Origin of the sequence: Clostridium acetobutylicum ATCC 824 (genome assembly GCF_000008765.1) — a bacterium.
GTDB lineage: Bacteria > Bacillota > Clostridia > Clostridiales > Clostridiaceae > Clostridium_S > Clostridium_S acetobutylicum.
In genome coordinates, this window is sequence record NC_003030.1 from 3,676,666 (window position 1) to 3,698,477 (window position 21,812).

General features: G+C 30.9%; 24 protein-coding genes and 1 pseudogene. 10 read left to right on the forward strand and 15 right to left on the reverse strand.

The genetic code is table 11. The features are described 5' to 3' along the window. Positions 1-79: 79 nt before the first annotated feature. Positions 80-1,828 carry a methyl-accepting chemotaxis protein gene (locus tag CA_RS17865; protein ID WP_010966743.1) on the reverse strand — a complete coding sequence of 583 codons (1,749 nt, stop codon included), beginning with the start codon at positions 1,826-1,828 and terminating at the stop codon, positions 80-82. 169 nt (positions 1,829-1,997) lie between these two features. Between CA_RS17865 and CA_RS17870 the strand changes: the two are divergent. Both CA_RS17870 and CA_RS17875 read left to right on the forward strand, forming a co-directional pair. Further along, positions 1,998-2,444: pseudogene (locus tag CA_RS17870) on the forward strand (response regulator transcription factor); the annotation flags it as partial. A gap of 450 nt (positions 2,445-2,894) precedes the next feature. After that, positions 2,895-3,290, forward strand: coding sequence for a hypothetical protein (locus tag CA_RS17875; RefSeq protein WP_241428625.1), 396 nt, complete (start codon positions 2,895-2,897; stop codon positions 3,288-3,290). A gap of 502 nt (positions 3,291-3,792) precedes the next feature. Here the strand turns inward: CA_RS17875 and CA_RS17880 are convergent. Continuing rightward, positions 3,793-4,371 (reverse strand): TetR/AcrR family transcriptional regulator, encoded by a 579-nt coding sequence (locus CA_RS17880; protein WP_010966747.1) that lies wholly within the window; start codon positions 4,369-4,371, stop codon positions 3,793-3,795. 192 nt (positions 4,372-4,563) lie between these two features. Here CA_RS17880 and CA_RS17885 point away from each other — a divergent pair, with 192 nt between their 5' ends. Together CA_RS17885 and CA_RS17890 are read left to right on the forward strand one after the other, a co-directional pair. Next, positions 4,564-5,748 carry an MFS transporter gene (locus CA_RS17885; protein WP_010966748.1) on the forward strand — a complete coding sequence of 395 codons (1,185 nt, stop codon included), beginning with the start codon at positions 4,564-4,566 and terminating at the stop codon, positions 5,746-5,748. Positions 5,749-5,782: 34 nt separating this feature from the next. Continuing rightward, positions 5,783-6,592 carry a nitroreductase family protein gene (locus CA_RS17890; RefSeq protein WP_010966749.1) on the forward strand — a complete coding sequence of 270 codons (810 nt, stop codon included), beginning with the start codon at positions 5,783-5,785 and terminating at the stop codon, positions 6,590-6,592. A gap of 196 nt (positions 6,593-6,788) precedes the next feature. Here the strand turns inward: CA_RS17890 and CA_RS17895 are convergent, their stop codons facing one another. Beyond that, positions 6,789-7,664, reverse strand: a complete 876-nt coding sequence (locus tag CA_RS17895) for an SDR family NAD(P)-dependent oxidoreductase (protein ID WP_010966750.1) — start codon at positions 7,662-7,664, stop codon at positions 6,789-6,791. A gap of 177 nt (positions 7,665-7,841) precedes the next feature. Here CA_RS17895 and CA_RS17900 point away from each other — a divergent pair, with 177 nt between their 5' ends. Continuing rightward, positions 7,842-8,306 carry a MarR family winged helix-turn-helix transcriptional regulator gene (locus CA_RS17900; protein WP_010966751.1) on the forward strand — a complete coding sequence of 155 codons (465 nt, stop codon included), beginning with the start codon at positions 7,842-7,844 and terminating at the stop codon, positions 8,304-8,306. Positions 8,307-8,461: 155 nt separating this feature from the next. On the opposite strand, the gene CA_RS17905 is transcribed toward CA_RS17900, so the two are convergent. Next, on the reverse strand, positions 8,462-9,097 hold the full coding sequence (locus CA_RS17905; protein ID WP_010966752.1) for a flavodoxin family protein: 636 nt from the start codon (positions 9,095-9,097) through the stop codon (positions 8,462-8,464). A gap of 264 nt (positions 9,098-9,361) precedes the next feature. On the opposite strand from CA_RS17905, the gene CA_RS17910 reads away from it, so the two are divergent. Then, on the forward strand, positions 9,362-9,703 hold the full coding sequence (locus CA_RS17910) for a winged helix-turn-helix transcriptional regulator (RefSeq protein ID WP_010966753.1): 342 nt from the start codon (positions 9,362-9,364) through the stop codon (positions 9,701-9,703). Between the two features lie 87 nt (positions 9,704-9,790). Here the strand turns inward: CA_RS17910 and CA_RS17915 are convergent, their stop codons facing one another. Continuing rightward, on the reverse strand, positions 9,791-10,117 hold the full coding sequence (locus tag CA_RS17915; protein WP_010966754.1) for a winged helix-turn-helix transcriptional regulator: 327 nt from the start codon (positions 10,115-10,117) through the stop codon (positions 9,791-9,793). A 17-nt stretch (positions 10,118-10,134) separates the two neighbouring features. Here CA_RS17915 and CA_RS17920 point away from each other — a divergent pair, with 17 nt between their 5' ends. Beyond that, entirely contained in the window at positions 10,135-10,569 is a 435-nt protein-coding gene (locus CA_RS17920; RefSeq protein ID WP_077836357.1) for an NAD(P)H-dependent oxidoreductase, read from the forward strand. 109 nt (positions 10,570-10,678) lie between these two features. On the opposite strand, the gene CA_RS17925 is transcribed toward CA_RS17920, so the two are convergent. Continuing rightward, positions 10,679-11,134 (reverse strand): AraC family transcriptional regulator, encoded by a 456-nt coding sequence (locus CA_RS17925; protein WP_010966756.1) that lies wholly within the window; start codon positions 11,132-11,134, stop codon positions 10,679-10,681. Positions 11,135-11,388: 254 nt separating this feature from the next. Between CA_RS17925 and CA_RS17930 the strand changes: the two genes are divergently transcribed. Further along, positions 11,389-11,826 (forward strand): pyridoxamine 5'-phosphate oxidase family protein, encoded by a 438-nt coding sequence (locus CA_RS17930; protein WP_010966757.1) that lies wholly within the window; start codon positions 11,389-11,391, stop codon positions 11,824-11,826. A 249-nt stretch (positions 11,827-12,075) separates the two neighbouring features. Here the strand turns inward: CA_RS17930 and CA_RS17935 are convergent, their stop codons facing one another. The 4 genes from CA_RS17935 to CA_RS17950 all read right to left on the reverse strand — a co-directional run bounded on the left by CA_RS17935 (position 12,076) and on the right by CA_RS17950 (position 15,097). After that, a complete protein-coding gene (locus tag CA_RS17935) occupies positions 12,076-12,948 on the reverse strand; it encodes an SPL family radical SAM protein (protein WP_010966758.1) in 873 nt (290 codons plus the stop codon). Positions 12,949-12,989: 41 nt separating this feature from the next. Continuing rightward, entirely contained in the window at positions 12,990-13,430 is a 441-nt protein-coding gene (locus CA_RS17940; protein ID WP_010966759.1) for a GyrI-like domain-containing protein, read from the reverse strand. A 66-nt stretch (positions 13,431-13,496) separates the two neighbouring features. Next, positions 13,497-14,399, reverse strand: a complete 903-nt coding sequence (locus CA_RS17945) for a helix-turn-helix transcriptional regulator (protein ID WP_010966760.1) — start codon at positions 14,397-14,399, stop codon at positions 13,497-13,499. Positions 14,400-14,542: 143 nt separating this feature from the next. Continuing rightward, positions 14,543-15,097 (reverse strand): flavodoxin family protein, encoded by a 555-nt coding sequence (locus CA_RS17950; protein ID WP_010966761.1) that lies wholly within the window; start codon positions 15,095-15,097, stop codon positions 14,543-14,545. Positions 15,098-15,246: 149 nt separating this feature from the next. On the opposite strand from CA_RS17950, the gene CA_RS17955 reads away from it, so the two are divergent. Then, positions 15,247-15,567, forward strand: a complete 321-nt coding sequence (locus CA_RS17955) for a winged helix-turn-helix transcriptional regulator (protein WP_010966762.1) — start codon at positions 15,247-15,249, stop codon at positions 15,565-15,567. 167 nt (positions 15,568-15,734) lie between these two features. Here the strand turns inward: CA_RS17955 and CA_RS17960 are convergent, their stop codons facing one another. The 5 genes from CA_RS17960 to CA_RS17980 form a co-directional block, all read right to left on the reverse strand. Then, positions 15,735-16,148 carry a hypothetical protein gene (locus CA_RS17960; protein WP_010966763.1) on the reverse strand — a complete coding sequence of 138 codons (414 nt, stop codon included), beginning with the start codon at positions 16,146-16,148 and terminating at the stop codon, positions 15,735-15,737. A gap of 23 nt (positions 16,149-16,171) precedes the next feature. Then, on the reverse strand, positions 16,172-17,059 hold the full coding sequence (locus tag CA_RS17965; protein WP_010966764.1) for a fructoselysine 6-kinase: 888 nt from the start codon (positions 17,057-17,059) through the stop codon (positions 16,172-16,174). Positions 17,060-17,114: 55 nt separating this feature from the next. Then, positions 17,115-17,930: a sugar phosphate isomerase/epimerase family protein gene (locus CA_RS17970; protein WP_010966765.1), complete on the reverse strand. Its 816-nt coding sequence runs from the start codon at positions 17,928-17,930 to the stop codon at positions 17,115-17,117. Positions 17,931-17,988: 58 nt separating this feature from the next. After that, on the reverse strand, positions 17,989-19,308 hold the full coding sequence (locus CA_RS17975) for an anaerobic C4-dicarboxylate transporter family protein (protein ID WP_010966766.1): 1,320 nt from the start codon (positions 19,306-19,308) through the stop codon (positions 17,989-17,991). A 398-nt stretch (positions 19,309-19,706) separates the two neighbouring features. After that, on the reverse strand, positions 19,707-20,717 hold the full coding sequence (locus CA_RS17980) for an SIS domain-containing protein (protein WP_010966767.1): 1,011 nt from the start codon (positions 20,715-20,717) through the stop codon (positions 19,707-19,709). A 180-nt stretch (positions 20,718-20,897) separates the two neighbouring features. Here CA_RS17980 and CA_RS17985 point away from each other — a divergent pair, with 180 nt between their 5' ends. Next, entirely contained in the window at positions 20,898-21,611 is a 714-nt protein-coding gene (locus CA_RS17985; RefSeq protein ID WP_010966768.1) for a GntR family transcriptional regulator, read from the forward strand. Positions 21,612-21,812: the final 201 nt, after the last annotated feature.

Below are 21,812 nucleotides of genomic sequence, written 5' to 3' on the forward strand. Positions count from 1 at the left end.
CTATTACGTTACGTTAAAGTCAATAGTATAAATTAAATAGAAAGGAGAATCTTTTTTTCTAAAGATTCTCCTTCTTTTATTATACATTAAATTTGGATACCATTTTGTAAAGATTATCAGATCCTTCGTTAGTCGAATCAATGATTTTCACCAATTCATTTGCTCGATTTACTATTGAAGCTACCTTTTCAGCAATATTACCTGTACCAATTGCTCCCTCATTAGTTGCTTCGGCTATACTATTCATTGTCATAACCATATTCTGTATAGAAGATAATAGCTCTTCAGAAGTCGCACTGAAATCACTTACAATTTCGTTAACCAAGTCAGCATCAAGCTTATATTGATCTGTAGCCTCAAGCATTGTACGGTAATCATTATTAACCTCTTCTTCAACAAATTGGAGCAATTCATTGGAATTATCAGATAAACCTTCAACAGAATTTATAACCACCTTAGTAATTTCTTGAATTTTATTGACTGTTACCTTTGAATTTTCAGCAAGCTTTCTTATCTCCTCTGCAACAACTGCAAATCCTTTACCAGCTTCACCTGCCCTTGCTGCTTCAATAGATGCATTAAGCGCAAGAAGATTCGTTTGAGAAGTTATTTGTAATATAGAATCAGTCAATTCATTGATTTGCTCCACAGCTTTTGATTGCAACAAAGACTTCTCTAATTTTACTCTTACACTATCCATAACCTCTTCAGCGTTATTATACGAAACAGAAAAATTTTCTTTTAACTCATGTGCACGTTTACTAATATCCCCTACTGACTTCGACCCTTCAAGTGCTTTACTTGCAATGTTGTTAAGCGCTTTTTCCATTTCCGTTGTGGTAGAATTCATCTCTTGAGTCGATGCTGCTGTTTCCTCCATACCAGCAGACAGTTCTTCTGTAGTTGACGATATATCTTCTAACTCTCCTTTGAGATATGACACGCTTTTATTTGTTTCCTTTATTGTTGTTTTTAAACCTTCAGTTTCACCGACTACATTTTCTACAATACTTCTCATTTCCCTTCTAACACCAATTTCTGCATTAATAATTTCAGCAAATTCATCTTTTTCTATTATATATTTTTCATAGCTTTTATCATATTTCAAATCGTACTCAGCAGTCTTATTCATTAGTCCCACTGCTGTTTTAGTTCTTTTTTTAACATTATTAATTAGATATATTCCAAGCAAAATGGATATAAGAATTGTTAAGGCTGAAATACTAATAATAATATTTATAATATATCTTACATTGGCGTTGCTTTGAGCCATTATAGATTTATTATAATCGTCCATTACTTCTTCAATTTGATTGATAGATTCCCTAGCCATATCGAAGTTTTCTTGATATTTGACTTTGTTAGTTAATACATTTTTATTCACATCGAAGAGTTTTGACCAATTAGCAAAATCTTTATCAAAGTTATCAAAAAGCTGAACTATCGTTAGCTTTGAGTCTTTATGCTTCATATTCGCAAACTTTTCTTTATCCTTATATAGTATATTTCTTGCTTTGTGCACTCTCTCAATTGTCTGATTATAGTTTTCTAAAAATGAATCCTTTGATTTGTTCAAACTTTCAACATCAGTGCTTTTCTCCATTTCCATTTGTGCAAATAGTGCCTGATAAAAATCACGATCTGCATTATAAAGCCAATATTGACTTAAATGATTCTCTTCGTACAAGCTAGTAATTAGATGGTTATTAACTTTGTCTATATATCTTACGAAAATACCTGTGATTAGTATTAGTGACGCAACAGGTATTATTAAAGTGAATATCATTTTTACGCTTAACTTGATATTGTTCAATTTCATCTTCTTCATTTGTTTTCTCCTCTCCAAATATTTCATAGTTGATATTTGGCACTTTAATAATTATTCTTGCTAGTAATTTCGTATAAATAAAATAATAGTTAAGCGGTAATTAATGCCTACATATATACTTTAATGAACTTATAAAAACTCATATGGTTTATCCATAAGTATTTTTGCAATAATAATAGTTACAAGCAGAGACAGTGAAATGGATGAACTAATGAGCATGAATTTAGGTGCAGATGACTTTATAACAAAACCCTACAATACTCAAATTCTTGTGGCAAGGATTGCATCCGTATTAAGAAGAGCTCATGGTTCTAACTCTCTAGATACCATTTTTTATAATGATTTAAAACTCAATTTATCAAATGGCTCTATTACCTACCATGGTAATACAACAGAACTAACAAAAAATGAACTTAAAATTCTTTCTTGTTTGATCAAGAACAAAGGGAAAATAGTGTCCAGAGATGACCTAATGAATTTTATGTGGAATTCAGATATATTCGTAGATGATAACAATTTATCAGTTAACGTTACAATATTAAGAAAAAAACTCGAAGAAGTAGGAATGAAGGAAAACATAGAAACAAGACGTGGACTAGGATATATAATGCCATGAGTTTATTGGAATATTTAAAAAACAAATTTTTATTCTTATTAATTAATTTTGTATTATTCGTTATCGTATGCGGCATTATGAACCTCATTAATAATAGAAAATCCTATTATCTCAGCTTCCATATTTATTCTATCTGCTGTACTGTTAGGAGTGGCCTACAATTTAGTACTAAAAACAGGGTTAGATCCTAAAAATATTAAATTTACAACCTCCATTATACTTGGAGTTATAGGAACCTTATTGTTGTTTTTCAGTTTATCCAGCTTCTTTCTATATATTGTACGAAGGAACAAAAATATTTACCTTAAAAATTTAAATATTTTTGTATTAAGGCAGATACACAACAAGATAACTACTAACTTTATATCAATGTCTGTAATATGCCTTATGCTCTTTCTAACTATTACACTTCTATTCACTATGTTCAGCTATAAAAGCAGCCTAGATAAGATGTTAAAAGGAAACACTACCTTCGATGCTTCAGCTCATCTTAATATCGATAGTAATAGTCAAAGCATGCAGAGTATTAAAACGTATCTAAATAAAATGAATTTTAAATTTAATAATTATGAAAGGTATACTTTTTATAATGAGTACCAACTTGATATACAGCCAAATAATTTGTTCAAAAGTTATTTAGACATAAAAAATAAAACTGCTTCTGAAAAATACTTTTTGGAAGTTCCCATATCAGCTGTAAAAATATCTGAATATAATTCAATACGAAGGTTAAACGGACAGCAAGGTATTACTATAAAGGATAACGAGCTGTTAGTTGCATCCAATTATAAAGAGCTTAATAGCGCTGTAGATAAATTCATACAAAACAAAAATCTATTAATATAGACGGTAAAGCTTACAGAATTAAAAATGAGACTCCAATTAAAGATAATATTACTACAGGGTCTGAGTTAAATTCCTTTTACTTCATAATCCCTGATAACTTCAGTGGAAATCTCAAGTTATACTCTACAGGATTCAATGTAATGTTCCCCAAAAATAATACCGAAAAATCAGAGGCGAGATTTAAAAACTTATTTAAAAGCTTCGGTAAGAACAATTACGAGAACAGTCCTACATTCCTATCTTTGGAAATACAATAAAACAAGTACATGGACTAGTATATGGTTGGTCAACAATCGTTGTATTTATTGGAATATACTTAGGCATAGTATTTTTGATATCAAGTGCAGCAGTATTAGCTCTGCAACAACTATCAGAAGCAAGTGACAGCCTTAATAGATACAATTCCTTAAAGAAAATAGGTGTTACTCATAAGAATGTAATAAAAAACAGTAATTAAGTATGTCTACTCTCATGGAATTTTATTTTGATTATTACACAGCTTCTATAAATGCTTTATTCCTTCAAATGCATAATTTATAATTTCTTTTACAAAAGCCACATCAATCTTTTCTCCAGTTATTAATAATCTATAGAATATAGGACCCCAAATTAAATCAATAATCACCTCAATGTTCAAATCCTTTTTTAGCTCTCCCCTTAAAATTCCTCGTTCTAGAATTTTTTTTGAAATACTTCGGCGAGGTGTAAAATACGCCTTACGATAAATATCAGCTAATTTAGGATCATATTGTCCTTCAGCTATTATTTCAGTAATTACACTCCCTTTTCTGCTCGTTAGAAACTTTGTAAAGTTATCCACTTGAATAAACATATCTTGAATAGTTGATCCAGTATCAGGTATTGGAAGTTCTACATTAGTAGTATTTAAGAATCCATCAATAATCACAGCCGCTTTATTAGGCCACCATTTATAAATAGTAGCTTTACTTACATTAGCTCTTTCAGCAATCTTTTCAACAGTTATTTCTGCGAACCCATTTTCAATTAATAATTCATATGCAGCATTAAGAATATCTGATTTTGTTTTTTCACTTCGAGGACGTCCTAACTTTTTATCCATCATAATTACCTCCATGACAATCTATCTATAAGTATGCATTTAATAAACTATACGTATATTATAATATATATTTTTCTATTTTCAACATAAATCCCTCTTTACAAAACTAAACGTTTAGTATATTATATATTTATAAACTGAACGTTTAGTTTCTTTATCGTTAATTCTATTTATTAAAAGGAGTGGATTATCATGGAAAACTTAAATAATGATCTTATGGAGAATAAATCTATATTGAATAAGTTATTAATTATGGTTATGTCTATAGCCTGTGGACTTACTGTTGCAAATTTATATTATATACAACCATTGCTGGCGGATATATCTAAGACATTTAATGTAAGTGAAATTAGTGTAGGCTCTGCAGCAATGCTTACACAAATAGGATATGCAGTTGGAATGGTATTGATATTGCCCCTAGGAGATATAAAAGAAAGGCGAAATTTGATAACTACGATACTTCTGTTTTCAGTAATCTCTCTTGCAAGTATGTTTTTTTCGAGTAATATCTATATTTTAACAATTTCTTCTTTTGCAGTTGGATTTACTTCTATCATCCCTCAGCTTATCATCCCATTAGCTGCTCAGTTATCAAATCAAAAGGATAGAGGCCGAATAATAGGGACAGTTATGAGCGGTTTATTAATCGGTATATTAGTATCGCGTACATTCAGCGGTATTTTAGGTGCTTATTGGGGCTGGAGAGTAGTGTATATTATTGCAGCTATTATGATGATATTTCTTATGATTGCCTTAAGAAAGTTACTACCTGTAAGTAAACCATCCTCTAACGTTAAATATATTGAGCTATTAAAATCAATGTTCCAATTAATAAAAAGTGAACCTGTTTTAAGAGAAGCATCTATCAATGGAGCTATGATGTTTGCAGCTTTTAGTGCATTTTGGACATCACTTACATTTTTACTCCAAAGTCCTCATTATAATATGGGCTCTCAGGCAGCTGGTTTATTTGGATTAGTTGGCGTTAGTGGTGCCTTAGCAGCTCCTTTAGTTGGAAGAATAGCTGATAAGAAGGGTCCTAGATTTATTATAGGCATTTGTATACCTATTATAACAATTTCCTATTTACTATTTCTCTTGCTTGGATTTAAAATATTTGGATTAATTTTAGGAGTTATGCTACTTGATCTAGGAGTTCAATCTGGAAATGTTTCCAATCAGACTAGAGTACATTCTTTAAATGAAAAAATGCGCAACAGAATTAATACTGTCTATATGGTAAGCTTTTTTCTTGGAGGAGCATTCGGTTCTTTTATGGGTTCTTTTACTTATGTACACTTTGGATGGTACGGAGTATGTATTTTCGGAATATCAACTCAAATTATAACATTTATTATCCATAAAATCACAAAATAACTTTACTAGAGAGATTCTTAGGAGGAATAGAAAAATGAATTTAATAACTGTAAATCATGATAAGTGTGTCAAATGTGGAATTTGTGTAAATGAATGCCCTGAGCAAATAATAAAAATGAAAGAAAATAGTCCAGAAGATGTTTGTCCTCAAAAATGTATCGCCTGCGGACATTGTGTAGCTGTTTGTCCAAAAGAAGCTATTGATAATGTAAAAACACCATTAATCAATCAAAAAAGTTCAAAAAAGTTTTCAAAATTGACCCCTGCAGAGGCAGAAAACTTTCTTCGTTCAAGACGTTCAATTCGATCTTATAAGAAAACTTCTGTTCCAAGAGAAAAATTAATGGAACTTGTTAATATTGCCCACTTTGCTCCTACTGGAAGTAATCTACAGAGCGTATCTTATATTATAATAGACGATAGAAATATACTTAATATGGCTATTGAACTTACTGCTAAAGAATTGGAACGTGATGAATTGTTAAGTAAGAGGTATGCTGCCTATATCGAATCTTATCTTAGTAAAGGAATTGATTCTATATTAAGAGGGGCCCCTTGCCTTGTCCTAGCAACTGCTGATGTAGATTTCCCACGTGGAAGAGAGAATTCTATTTTTTCATTAGCATATATGGAACTATACGCACCTACGCTTGGATTGGGTTCATGTTGGGCTGGAGTTTTTGAAAAAATTGCACTTAAGGATAATTCTCCGATGCTTAAATTATTTAACGTTCCTAAAGGTAAAAAAATAACTGGTGCTGTTATGGTAGGATATCCAAAATATAATTATCCAAGATTAGTAGATAGAAACCCGTTAGAGGTCAACTTTTACCAATCTAAGTGAAAACTTAAACTTATCACAAGGACTACTCTATTACAGTAAATCCTTGTGATAATTATAACTTTCCTTTTTAATTTTATCTTTTTTACTTTTTCTTACTAATTTCAAGAATAATAACCTTGATTTTTCGTAACATAGACTTTTTTAATACTGTCCTTCTATATTTATTTTTCAATATTTAATTTTCTTCTTAATATATCTATTCTATAAAACCTCTTTGTTTGAGTAATGTCTCAGTATCACTCCACAGCTTATTTTGCATTACTTTATCACCGCCTGGATATATTGGACTTATAGGGTTCCCTGTTATTACATTAAAATATCCACCCGTTACACTATTATATTGGGCATCTATGGATAAACGAAGTATAATATCTGCTCCTTTACGTGGATCTCCTATATGAAAAAATTTTAATATGCGTTCAAGTGCAGTAGCAAACCATAGTTCTCGTCCAAGTCCCGTAACATTAAAGCCTGGATTAAGCGCATTAACTATAATTCCCGTTCCTGAAAGTCGACGTGCTAGTTCTGCAGTAAACATAATATTCAATAATTTAGTTTTTCCATAAATCGCAGACGACTCTCTAGATGTAAATTCTGATATATCTGTCAAATCTCCTGGTAACTTAAGCTCACCATGGTTACGAGACGCTTCAGACGCAACATTTACAATCCGCGCATTCCTTGATGCAATTAAAGATTGGAGTAAGGTATTAGTTAATAACCATGGTGCTAAATAGTTAACCGCCATCATCTCTGCAAGCCCATCGGAAGTTACTCTCTGCTCGAACGCATGGAGTCCAGCATTATTTACTAGGACATCAATCCTAGGGTGAACAGCTTTAATCTCCTCGCCAACCCTTTTTACGTCTCTCATTACTGACAAATCCCCAAAGAAAAAGTCAATTTTAGCTTTAGGGTTAATACTCTCAAGCATTTTTTTAGTTGCTTCAGCTCGTTCCTTGTTTCTTGCTGTTAATATCAAATGCGCATCTCTCTTTACTAATTCAATTGCCACTAATTTTCCAAGTCCACTTGTAGCTCCAGTAATTGCAATAGTCCTGAATTTTTCCATAGACATCCTCCTGTAGTAATGCAGTATAATATAGAACTCATTATATGTTTTTTACAATATATTTTAATTCCTTGACATGATTTAGATAATTAAATATACTTGATATATGTCAAGTATATATTTTTATTTGATATATGTCAAATACTTTTTATTAAATTAATTCAATCGAGGTAAACTATGAATAACAATACTCAAAATAAAACTGATAATAGAATTCAATTAGAACTCAAGCTAGGAGAACAGCTAAATGTAATTATAAATGCCTCACATGCACTTAATGTGAAAACTGCAGCACATTTCGATTCTACATTACAACCTGCTGCTTTTCTAATAGTTCGTTGGCTATTTTCATTTGGTCCAACGAATGCAACGGTTCTATCAAAATCAATAGCTATGGATCGTAGTTCTGTTAGTCGCCTTGTAAATCAACTAAAGAATATGGGCTATGTAAAAAGCGAACAATCTCCAAGTGATCGGAGAGGCGTACTTCTATCCTTAACTGAACTAGGTCATCAAAGAACAATGAATGCTTTAAAAGAAAAAGAATCTGCTTTCTATGAACGAATTGCAAAATGGGATGATTCCAAACTTGAGAGCTTTATCGAGCTCCTCATGGATTTTAACGGCTTGGAAAATAAGTAACATTGTATCTTTCATCAAGTATACTTCTTATCTTAAATTTAATGCTACTATTGCTTTTAATGAAAATCTCCGTTATTTATGGTACAGTTTTCTGTAACGTGGATAACGGAGATTTTTTTCTTTATTAACTTCAATAATACCTTTAACTTTAAAGCTTATCTTATAAAGTTGGTAAATATTTTTTCTTCTATTTCATTTTCCTTTACATTATTTTTGCTAGAATCAATCGTCTTCAATAGCCATGCCATATTTTTTCCTAGAACTCTCATGATCTGCATTCCCTCTTCATCTTGTGTTGCTTCTCCAGGTTTTGTACCATGAATTACATTCCAATAATTTGATGTTGGCATCATCATCTCAGAATAATTGATATAGTTATTTAGTTGATTGAATACCGGAATACCGCCTGATCTTCTTACAGCAACAACACTTGCTCCTACCTTATGTCTAAGCATTCCGTTATTTACAGATGTAACCAAAAACGCACGATCTAAAAATGATTTCATTGTTCCTGCAATGGCTGAATAATGTACAGGAGAACCTAGAATAATTCCATCAGCTTCCTTCATCTTTTGAATCCAATCATTAACCTCATCATTCTTCATAACACATCGTTCGTTCATGTTTCTGCTGCATCCTCCGCAGTCCAGGCATCCACGTATTACCTTATTTCCCACATGAATAATTTCTACCTCTATATTTTCTTTCTCTAACTCTGCCGCTACAGCTTTTATCGCCTCATTAGTATTTCCATTCTTTTTCGGACTTCCATTAAAAGCAACTACTTTCATATATATACCTCCATATAATTTGTTTTCAAATATGTGTCCATTATATAGTTCAATAATACAAGTGCCAAGTACGCACTTTTTCGTTAGACTACTTACCTTTAAGTAAGATTTACCGCGATACCTACATTAGCATGAAATAAAATTTTACTAGACAATAATCTATGTTTATTTTAATTTGAAAATTTGCTATTATAAAGTTACTTAGTATGAATGTACAGTAAACTAAATTTTATCAAATATAAAAGATTGAAGGTAGATAAATAAATGATAAATTATAATGGTAGGCACTATGTATGTTTATTAGATTTTGCAATGGATTTTATTAGAGGTAAATGGAAGGCCGTTTTATTATGCCATTTATATGATAAACCTAGAAGATTTTTAGAACTTCAAAGAATAACTGAAGGTATAAGTCAAAAAGTACTAAATGAAAAGCTTAAAGAATTAGAAAATGAAGATTTAATAAATAAACATATTTATCCTGAAATCCCACCAAAGGTCGAATATTACCTCACTGAAAAGGGAAAAGACCTTACTAAAATCATTAAGGAAATTGAGTCTTGGTCTATTAAATATTATCCTCACTTAGATAGTGATTGCAGATAACCTGATGTATATAGAAGCTTTTTTATCATTATATTAGCTGCAACCTACGCAATTTCCATTAATATAATATTTAGTTTTTAAGTGACTTTATTTTTTAATATACTCATTTCCCCATTTGCTCATAAGCTCAAGGATTGGTATTAATGTCACTCCCTCTTCTGTTAATGAATACTCAACCTTAGGGGGAACTTCATTGTATTGTTCTCTATGAATTAAATTGCTAATTTCTAATTCCTTTAGTTGTGAACTTAATGTCTTATGTGCAATAGGTTCTAAACTTTTCCTTAATTTATTATATCTTATTACTTTCGCTTTATATATTTTCCATAAAATAATCCACTTCCACTTTCCCTCAACAACAGATATTGTATAACGCATTCCACAAGTTCCATATTTATCTTCAAAACTATCCATAAATTTCGCTCCTTTATATCCTCGAAAGAGTTTCAAACGCTGATGCAATTATTTTAGGTTCTCCAATATTCCTACACTCAGTTACTAGTGCTATGAAAGCTTTCTTAGAAAGGCTTATCTTTCAATATCTAGTTTATGATCAAGAACATTCAAGTCTTTTTAAAAGAAAAATACCTATTGGCTTTATCTATACGATGAATGTAACCAATGACAAATTTAAAGCTGACTATGAAGATCAACTTAAGCCTATTGAGACATACCTAGAAAAGGCTTTTACTTCTTTTGAAACCTTAATTGTCAATGATACTTACCAATTTGATGATTACTCAAGATACGTTACAACATTATTTGATGAAACAAAAAAAAGAAAAGTTAAAGAAACGCAATTTCCAAAGGATTGTGAAAATGCATTTGATATGGGAAGGCGATTTGTTAAACAAGCCAATATATAAATATTTTCAAATAAAATAATAAGGAGAACTGGCCTATTGCTTAGACTCATTTCTCCTTTAATACTTTACTTTATTATTTAAGTTATCATTATAAAATCCTTATATTCTTTTATAATATCGGTACACAAATTTCACAATAATGATTATTTATCATCTGCACTGCATAGCGTTCCAGGATAGGCCTTCTATCATCAAGTTTATAATTTCTTTTTGACAACTCCGAAAATATCTCCATCCACGCTTTTTGCACCTTATCCGCTGTATGGCTTATTTTAAATACACAATACTTTCCACCAAAAGTTTCCCCAAAATTAATATAATTATTATTAACCTTAAATTCATCTGAAACAACTAAACATGCATCATAACGACAATCTTTAGGCTCTGTAACTTTAGGGTTATCTTGTGCGATTCCTAATATAATTGAACTTTCATTAAATAAGTTTTCTTCTCTAGCCCAACTTTTTAATTGTTCCATTATTTGTACATTATCTAAACCATAAGCTCCTGTTCTTCTTATATAAGCAATTTTATATGCTGGTATCATTTCAATATTAGTATCCATAACCTACCTCTTTTTTAAATAAAGTACATCGATGTCTGGATTCATAATATAATGCTTTAAAATATATTTCAACTTGTTTTTTAAAATTATTATGTTTCTACTTATCATTTTGTAATCTTAAAGCTTAAGATGCTAAATTTATATGCATATACCCATATGATACCAATGTTGTTATTTATATTGAAACGACTTAAGATATATGATACTATTACCACAAAACAATTGAAATTGTAAAATTAAGGAGTGTTCTTATAATGATTGATGAAAAGTTTTTGATTGAAAGTAATGAGTTGGTTGAAAGTTCAAAAATTGTTATGGTTGGTACTAATGGAGAAAATGGTTATCCTAATATAAAAGCGATGATGCGATTAAAACATGATGGTCTAAAGAAATTTTGGCTTAGTACAAACACATCAACCAGAATGGTAGAACGCTTGAAGAAGAATAATAAAATATGTTTATATTTTGTTGATGATAATAAATTTGCAGGACTGATGCTTGTAGGAACAATTGAAATATTACATGATAGAGCCTCAAAAGAAATGTTATGGACCGATGGTTGCGAGATTTACTATCCATTGGGTATAGATGACCCTGACTATACTGCATTATGCTTTACAGCTGAATGGGGTAATTATTACCGCCATCTAAAAAATATAACCTTTAAAATAGACGAAATTTATAACTATTGATACAAGTATAGAGCTATTGGCTATTTACCAATGGCTCTATACTTTATTATTAATTCAAAATTTTCTTATAGCGTTAGACTTCGTTTGCTTTATAAAACTCATCCTTCTGAAATAAACCCCATATGTAATTTAAATACTTACGTGTTAATAAAAAACAATGATACATATAATTGATGATGTCTTACTTCCAACCTATCAGCATACTTTAGATATGTAATTAATCCAAAAACATCAGACTCTCTAAATTTTCTATATATCAAAACCTATTTGAACTTCATTATTTTTCTCTTCAAAAGTTCTCATATAATTAAAAACTTCTCTTATATCACAAATAATATTATTCTTATTACAGGTTTCTTTAATAATCTTCATAAGCTTTTCATGATTCTTACTTACTACTTCATAACTGTTCCCATATTGTCTTATGTATTTTTCTTTTAAACCTTTAAACTGCTTATCTAAATTCTTATAATAATATTCTCTGTTTCCATTTCTTAATGTTACCCCAATTCCAAATACTATAATTCCTTTAACTTCAGCTTCTATACAGTAATCTAAGATTCCTCTTATATTTTCCTCCGTATCATTTATATAAGGTAAAATAGGGCTTAGCCAAACTACTGTAGGAATTTTGTTATCTCTCATTATCTTTAACACTTCAAATCGTTCTTTTGTTGTAGAAACATTTGGCTCAATAATCTTGCATAATTCTTCATCATAAGTTGTTAATGTCATCTCTACAACACACTTTGCTTTGTTGTTTATACTTTTTAGCAAGTCCAAATCCCTTAATATTCTATTTGATTTAGTTAGTATCGATAATCCAAATCCATACTTATCAATTATCTCTAAACATCTTCTTGTATTTTGAAGCTTTTCTTCTAGGTGAATATACGGATCACTCATTGCACCTGTTCCAATCATGCACTTTTTTCTTTTTCTCTTAAGCGTATCCTCTAATAGCTCTACTACATTAGTCTTAACCTCTATGTCTTCAAAAATATGATCCATTCCATAACAAAGACTTCTGGCGTCACAATATATGCATCCATGAGTGCACCCTCTATAAATATTCATTCCATTATTGCTCGATAGTATACCCTTTGCTAGCACATCATGCATATAATCGTAACTCCCCTCTAATATATTGTACCTCTTAATAATTACTTGAGCGAAATATAAATATCAACCTTAGCATTATTAAAATCCGAATTTAAATATTCTTCAAAATCTGCTTCATAGCTTCTATCTAAATTCATTTGCCAAATTTTACTCCAAGCTTCTGCTACTGCCTTTTCCATATGTCCTTCAATAGAAAACTTAGCATATTTTCCTGCAGGAATTTTCTTTATTGTAAGTGCTTCATTTTCAGCCTTACATACCTCATTTCCTACTGTAACTACATACTTATTATCCTCATAATCTGAATAAAGTCCTATTGCATATTCATTCACCTTATTTTTTATTGTTTCATTAATACCACCTTGATATAACTTTTCCCAAAGACCTCCAATAACTTTCCCCATATTGGGATCGTCATTACTTGTAACAGCACTAACTCCTAACACTATTTTTTCTTCTAATTTAACAATTTCATACTCCATATTTATAACCTCCACATATTTGATAAGGTTATTATACTCAGATTAATATGACAACTGCATGTCATATTAAGAATAATTTAAAAGCATTTTTTCAATTTTATTTTTTATTTCTTCTCTTATTTCTTGTGGTGCTAAAACTTCACATTCCTCTCCAAACGAAGATATATAGCTAAAAAGCCATTCTCCTTTTGGATATTCAGCAGTAACAATAAAACTACCATCATCTAACTTCTTAAAGTCTTCAAATTCATCATATATTCTATAGGCCATTTTAGAAGAAATTTTCATCTTTAGAGTAATAAATTCGTCATAAAAAACATTATCTTCCTTCATTATCTTTTTTGGTGCTTTAATATTAAAACTCTCTTCAGAAACATATAAATCCTTTATCCTTCTTAGTTTAAAAAATCTATAGTCATTTCGTATTCCACAATATCCATACATATACCAGCTTTGCCCTTTAAAACACAATTTTAATGGACATACTTTCCTACTGATATTTTCACCTTTAGCACTGCTATAATCAAATTTTACTACTTTTTTACTTAATATTGCAGTTTTAAGATTATTAAAGGTTTCTTTTTCTTTTTCTGCATTTCCCCAATTTGAAAAATCAACTTCTATCCAATCAGTATCATTTTCACCTAATATACTATTTAATTTTATAAGAACCTTTTCAGCTTCAGAATCACTAAAATTTACAGCATTAACAGCTCTTATAGATGATATTATTTCTGACTTTTCTTCTTCTGTTAATATGGCTTTATTTAATATAAAGTTTGGTAATATAGATATACCTCCACCTTTTCCTTTAGTCATATATACTGGAATTCCTGCTGTAGAAAGCGTTTCAATATCTCTATAAATAGTTCTTTTAGATACTTCAATTTTCTCTGCTAATTCTCTTGCAGTTACACTATTCTTCTCTAAAAGAATATATATAATTTGAAATAATCTATTTACTTGCATAATGTTTTCCCCTTTGTTATACATGCCTTTGTTTAATTAATTTTTATTGCAGATGTTATTGGTATGAAGTATTAAAAAATCGCAAAATCAATTTCATATTGAATAATGCGATTTTTTAATCGGTTATCTAGTATATTAAAAGTTTATCCAACTAAGTTTTCTCCATCTTTAAATGCTCTTAAAGATAATTCATCAAACATTGCTAAATCAGGATCATGGCTAGTTCCACAGTAATTAATACTGTCCTCTAATTTCCACCCTAACTCTTCTAACATATCATTAGCGAATTTAACGCCTTCTGCACCTATTTTAGGATCTGGATTTCCTTGAGCAAATACTGTTATTAATTTTTTACCTGGATATTTTGGTTTATAATCATTCCCAGTCATTGGAAATGTGCGATCAAACCAAATCTTTGATTGACCCGTAATTTTATAATAATAGATTGGAGAACCAAATACAATAGCATCTGCTTCCTTGATGTCCTCATACATTGGTTGAAGATAATCATTAACAGCACAACCATCATGCGTACGACAATAAAAGCATCCTTGACATCCACGAATTCCAGGATTATTTAAATCAAACTCTATAACTTCAGCACCTTTAGATTTTGCTCCTTTTGCTACTTGCTCTAATAATTTTGCAGTATATCCATTTTTCCTTGGACTACCTTTGAAAATAACTATCTTTGACATTTCATATCTCTCCTTTTAAATATAAAATTCTCTTAAATAAAGCCAACCATCTATTGACTAACTTCATTATATTAAGTAACATATAGATCAACAAGTACGCAAAAAATATTTAGCTACTAATATTTATATAAGTATTGGAGGTTACTTTTATGGAGAACTGTTCTATAGACTATGCTTTAAATGTTATTAATGGAAAGTGGAAATTATTAATCATTTGGACTATGTCCCAAAATGGAGTTATCAGATTTAGTGAATTACAGAGAAAAATTAATGGTATATCAAGCCTTATGCTATCAAAAAACTTAAAAGAGCTTGAAAAAGACTCTCTTGTTATTCGTCATCAATACAATGAAATTCCACCAAGAGTAGAATATGAATTATCAGAACTTAGTGAAAAACTCATAGTTGCTTTACAGGTTCTTGGTGAATGGGGAAATGAAGTTTATAACTACAAACATCAAGCTACCTAATCCAAATTTTCTATAATTATATATTAGGATTTATCATCAACTTTCTTCGCAAAATAGGAGAAGGAGAAACACCTTTATCATCTGGTGATCCTCCTCTCGTAATATATTTATTATTTTTTCATCATTGCCCCAATTAGTTTATGCTTGTCTTCTTATAACTTTCTCGCCTATTTTTCAAAAAGTTTACGAGCATTAGTCTGAATATATTCAATTTCTTCTTTAGATAAATCACAAAAATCACTATTATCCATAGAACAATTTGAATCTTGTACATACATCATCTTTGTATCCTTCTGTGTTATAGAGTAGAACCAGCACTCTGCAGGAACATTATACACTTTTCCTTTTTCCATTAAAGTCAACTCAATATTAAATTTATCATTTTCTTTTTCCGCAGTAATTAATATTGCTTTTCCAGCTGACAAAATAAACTGTTCGTCCGTTGAGTGGTGGATCTCTAAATGAGCTATTCCCTCAATATCATTATCTGGCTTCCAATTTTTAATACAAACAAGCCATTTTTCATTTTTATATACACAAAGTATTCCTTCTCTATTATTTTCATATATATCTGGTTTCATTTTTCATTTCTCCTTTTTTAAATTTATATTTCAGTTTTTCCTTGAATCGGAACTCCGTAACCAAATGCACCTTCCATGCCGCACACATTAGCCGCAAATATTGCTCCGCTTTTCATAGCACTTTCTAATCTTATCTTCATGCTTTCTTTTGTTCCTTCAACTAATTTTCCTGTTTCGGATGTCTGTAAAAGCGAGCAAAGGAAAGTTGAAAAATATGAATCTCCTGCACCCATTGTATCAATAATATTGGCAGCCATAATAGCAGAAGTATACAAGAAATCACCATTGTAGAGTACATATGATCCATCTTCTCCTATTGTTCCAAGGACTATTTTCACTCCATAATTTTGAACTTTTTTCATTTCTTTTTCTCGTTCTTCAGCTGTCAAATGAGCACATGATAAGATTGCCACATCAATATACGGACAAACCTTCAAAAGATATTCATCTGTCCATCTCATAGAAAAATCATACGCAATTGGTACTCCCGTTGCATGAAGCTCCTTCAAATTATCTTCAATATAGCTATTTAAATTTGTGTAAATCAAATCAAACTTTTTAATGTATTCAAAATCGTTTTCATCAAAATTATAAGAATGCTCTTTAGCAATACCACCTTTATTGGAACCAAGGAAAACACGATCAGCATTTTTCAAAGTAACTAGAGCAAATCCATTTTCTCCTTCATAATGTCGACAATGGCTGTCATCAATTCCTATCTCTTTCAATGTATTTTGTACACATTCTGCCACTTCATCATTTCCATACTTTCCAATGTATGCAGTCTCAGCTCCATTCATCTTTCCATATACACAAGTGTTAATGCACTGTCCTCCCGGATACATCTTCCCTCTTGAAAGGTATTTATCACATACATTATCGCCAATAGCAACAATTTTATAATTCTTCATTTTTCTTCTCCTTCTATAACAGTATTTAAATTATTAAGCAGAGAAACTAGTAAATCTATTCTAATTCATTTGTATTCTCTTTCATCCAAGAAACAATATCATCAATAGCTTTATCAGGATTGCAATAATATCTTCTATCACAAATTTCAAAAGAAACATTCCCTGTATAACCTCTTTTTTTGAGTGCGCTATAATATTCTTTCATTGGAAAATCTCCATCTCCTGGTACTGTATGCCCTCTATCGTTAAAATGAATATGCTGAATTTTTTCGCCAAGATTATCAAAATAATCGTCAATTGTCTCTCCTGCATATGTCATCTGATCTAAATCTATCATCCCTACAATATTCGCGGAATCGATTTCACGAATCATATTTGAAATATCCTTACTCGAAATCAATACATTAGTTGTGGTTGCTTTTAATTCCTCAAGCATTAATCTAACGTTTTTTCTTTCACAGTAAGCTATAACCTGAGCTAAAGACTCCTGACAATACTTCCACGCTTCATCTCTTGGCTGATTAAAATATCCAAACCCTGTACTAATTTGAACATTGCTGCATCCTAAAAATTCAGCTGTATCTATTGCTCTTTGATAATAGCGAATACTTGATTCTCTTGTAATAATATCCGGTGTACAAAAGTTAACAGGATACGTGCAGTTTTCAGGTGTAATTGCCATTACATTTAGCTTTCTTCTTCGAATATTTCTATCCAATTCAATTAGTTTTCCAAGTGAATAATCAAAAATATTTAATTGCGGTGCTGAACAATAAAGATCAATACTATCAAATGGAGATTCTTCTACCTTATCAAGAAATTTTTCTATTGGGTAACGCAAATAATGATAATTCATAGGAGCAAATTTCATATACGCATCCTCCTTCACTAGCTTATACTACAGCTTAATCATATTAATTTATACTATACTAGAAAACGATTGCACCAAGTACCAATGCCACTCCTACAGATGCTATTGTACATACAAGTCCTGGAAGCATATAACTATGATTCAACACATATTTACCTATTTTTGTAGTTCCTGCAGAATCAAATGCTATCGCAGCAACACACTGTCCGGATGCTGGAATAAAGTAGTTTGAACTGCAAGCAAGCCAGCCTGCAATAATGATATTAACTGGAAGCCCCAAGGCAATACCAATCGGTACCATAATCATTGTTGTGGAAGATTGACTAGTAGTAATTGCACCGACTACAAAAACTGCTATAATATAAATCCACGGATATTGATTTGTTAATACAGACATATTTTTAGTGATAAAAGAAGCTTGATCGCTAATAAATGTATTTACTAACCAACAAAGACCAAATGCTAATACTACTGCAAACATTCCTGTTGTGAATACTGGTTGTTCTAAAATTTTTGCACTATCAAGTTTAGTTGCAAGAACTGTAATAGCTGCAGCTGTAAGCATAAAAATTTGAATTACAGTTGTAAGTGGTAATTTTGTGTTATGTGCGAATACTGGAAGAAGCTTGTTTGCTGCTCCTAAGAATACAATACTAACCATTGCAATTAAAAAGATTATTACAGAAATTTTTGCTTCTTTAGTAGAGGGTTTTTCATTTCTTTCTACTTTAGAGAAGTCTTGAATCTTTCCTTCAGATACACGAGCTTGAAATTCAGGATCATCTGCTAATTCTTTTCCTTTCTTTATCACTGCTAATGCACATAAAACGGTTCCAACTAATGTTGCTGGAATACAGACAATAAGTAATGTAAAAATATTAACAGAAGTATATTGTGCTTTAGCCATAAACGCCAATACTGCTACAGTAGCTGCTGAAATTGGACAAGCTGTTATAGCCTGCTGTGATGAAACAATAGATGCTGAAATTGGACGTTCTGGACGAATTCCTGTATCAATCGCAATTTCATTAATAACTGGAAGTAAGCTGTATACAATATGACCTGTTCCACTCATAAATGTGAAAATATAAGCAATAACCGGTGCCAAAATTGTAAGCATCTTAGGATTTTTTCGAAGTATCTTTTCCGCTATCTTAACTAAAAAATCCAATCCTCCACATGCTTGCATTGTAGCTGCAGCGCAAATTACTGCAATCATAATCAAAATTACTGTAATAGGCGGATCAGCTGGTGCTACATGTAACCCAAATGTCATAATTAACATTCCAAGTCCACCAGCCATTGCCAAGAATGTACCACCTTTTCGTACACCTAGAAAAATAATAGCAAGAACGATTACTAACTCTACCCAAAACATAGATTATCCTCCTCAATGTTAGATTCATTTTTTTATCGCTTGTTGTAATAAGTTTTATTATTTAAGAATGGTGCACACATTCTTAGTAATACAAAATCAATCCGGCTTTTTCGTGTTGCTTTGTATTATATTGTATTACTTTGTATTTGATATAATGGTATACCTTGAATATATTTTTGTCAATTACATTTTAATGTTTATTTAATATACACAATTAAAGTCATTGCTTATTGTTCCCTATTCCTATACAATCGTTTTCAATGTCTTGAAATAAAAAACTTCTCCATAACTACAACTTCGTATTTTCAAAGTATAAATAAAAGTATTTTAAATAATACTTTTATTTATACGCATAGTGCTTCCATAATTCCCTCAAGTAAATATTTAATGTTTTAATATTAATATTCCACTTTCCACATATAGCGACGAGTAGGTAACGGATGCTCACGTTTTGTTGCAAGTTCATGGTTGTATATAGGATACACATTATTGAACAATGAATGATTAAAATAGTCAACAACAGAAGCATCAATTGTAGAAAGACCAAGTTCTTTAGCATCCAATACCTCTATACGCTTTGCATAGGTATTTAAAAATTTAAGAGCTCTTTCATCCAAATCACGTGTTGAACCCTCAGAAATCTGAATCATGAACGGACGGTTTGCATCGGTAATTTCAAAAGGCCCGTGGAAATATTCGCCAGTGTGAATACTACTAGAATTAAGCCATTGCATCTCCATAAAAATGCAGATACTCTCCATGTAAGCAGCTCCATAACTTGCGCCACTTCCCATAGTATAAATAACTGAATCATCTTTATACTTTTCAGCAAATTTCACTGCTCTCTCTGCAACATGATTACGAGCATTTTTTATAATATTGCTAATCATTTTAGTACCTTCATAGAATTTATTGTAGTTTTCATATCCTTCTGTCTGAGCTAAAAGCTCTACTGCAACCAAAAGGGCACATATTGTCTTTTCACCTGAATAGTCAATATCTCCTTTAAGATGATCTGGACTAGCATCAAAGGTATAACGAATAATATAATCGCCAAATTCGATGATTTCTGATTCTTTAAGCCATGTTAGAATAATAACAGTTGCTCCCATTTCCTTACCAAGTTTTGCAGCCGCAATTGTTTCTGGTGTATTTCCCTTATGACATGCTAAACATATTATTGAATTTACTCCAAAATCTTTTGGTGTACTGTGAATGAACTCACTACTATTAATCCATGCAGATTTAATTGAAGTACATTCTTTTTCCATAAAAGTTTTTGCTGGATAAAGGGCTCCTAAAGATCCTCCACATCCTACAACATAAATACTTTTCACTCCGCCTTTTGCTTTCTTTTTATCAAGAATTTCAGAAATAATACTTTTAATATCTTTGCTAGAATAATCCATTTTAATCATTCTCCTTTGCGTTATTGTATTCATTTGTTTCTATATATACTATAATACAATATAATACATTGTGTCAATGGAAATTTTTATTTTTTTATTGATATACGCTATATACATTGATTTATCTTTGTATTATAATAAATACATAATTACAATTAGGTATTCATATGGAGGTTATATATGGAACTAAATAATACAATTGCTACACCTTTGTACAAACAATTAGAAAAAAAACTGCAGCAAGAAATAGATAGTGGTAAAAGACCTGCTGGAAGCCGTCTTCCAACAGAAAATGAATTGAGCAAGGCTTATAATGTAAGCCGTGTGACTGTCCGCAAAGCTCTTGCTGAACTATCCGAGTCAGGATATTTAGAGCGCAAATCAGGAAAAGGTACTTTTGTTGCTGAAAAAAAACTTGAGCGTGGCATAACAAACGGTGTTTTAGGTTTTTCTGAAATGTGTAAAATGATGAATGCAATTCCGGGTGCCAAAATTATAAAGATCGCCCTTGAAGAGCCATCAGAAAAGGATATACAGAAAATGTCACTTAATAAAGATGAAAAAGTTTTAGTATTAGAACGTGTACGTTATGCAAATGGCAAACCAGTATTGTTAGAATTAAATAAATTTCCTGAATCCTTTTCCTTTTTATTTGAAGAAAATTTAACTGATGCATCTCTGTATGATATTTTAGAACAACACAATATAATTTTAGATCATTCCCGAAAAACACTAGATATTGTATTTGCAGATACTAAAGAAGCTAAAACATTAGGAATTTCTAGGGGATACCCACTTTTAAGAATCAATAGTATCATACACAATGCAGACAACACTATTACTAACCTCTGTCAGCAACTTTGTATAGGAGATAAGTTTACATTTATAATTTAAATTAGATTGTTAGGTATTTCAATGTATCTTAGAATTTAAGCAAGTATACCTATACAAGGTTTGAGCATGAGCCCATTATTCCAGAAGAATAATGGGGCTCATGCTCAAACACGGCGAACGTGTATATTTACAATCTTGAAGTTTCAATATTGTACTTTTTACAAGAAGATATCGCCCATGCATACCAGATGATGCCTCAAT